This is a genomic window from Pseudomonas sp. NPDC098747 (assembly GCF_044760045.1).
GTDB lineage: Bacteria > Pseudomonadota > Gammaproteobacteria > Pseudomonadales > Pseudomonadaceae > Aquipseudomonas.
Map to the genome: position 1 here is coordinate 91826 of NZ_JBIWAL010000018.1, position 580 is coordinate 92405.

Here is a 580-nt window from a genome sequence, read left to right on the forward strand (position 1 = left end):
TAAACGTCGCGGCCTTCCAGTTCAAGTGCGGTACGCGGCTTCATGCCTTCGACCGGCTTGTTGGTAACGTCCTGGAAAAACAGCGGAACGATCTGGGTCAGGCCACCGATGCTGACGGCGATGACCATGAAGAAGGCCAGCAGGCCAATATTCTTCTCGACAGCTTCATGCTTCATCAGTGAGCTCCAACGACAGCGATCTGGGCAGCGGCTTCGGCTTCAGCCGGGTTCGAGGCGCGCACGGTGCGCCAGACGTTGTAAGCCATCAGCAGCATGCCGCTGGCGAAGAACGCCCCGCCCAAAGCACGGACGATAAAGCCCGGGTGGCTGGCTTGCAGCGCTTCGACGAACGAGTAGGTGAGGGTGCCGTCATCGTTGATTGCACGCCACATCAGACCTTGGGTGATGCCGTTGACCCACATCGAGGCGATGTACAGAACGGTACCGATGGTCGCGAGCCAGAAGTGCGCGTTGATCAGGCCGACACTGTGCATCTGCGCACGCCCGAACAGTTTCGGGATCATGTGGTAGATCGCGCCGATCGAGATCATCGCCACCCAGCCCAGAGCGCCGGCGTGTAC

2 protein-coding genes are annotated in these 580 nt (G+C 60.3%); both read right to left on the bottom strand.

What is annotated here, in order from left to right:
- Nucleotides 1-176, bottom strand: a 176-nt coding sequence (locus tag ACIQVE_RS13710) for a cbb3-type cytochrome c oxidase subunit II (RefSeq protein WP_402809040.1), incomplete at its 3' end; no start/stop codon positions are given.
- On the bottom strand, nucleotides 176-580 hold a 405-nt coding region (locus ACIQVE_RS13715; protein ID WP_402808998.1), incomplete at its 5' end, for a cbb3-type cytochrome c oxidase subunit I. The genes ACIQVE_RS13715 and ACIQVE_RS13710, both read right to left, overlap by 1 nt.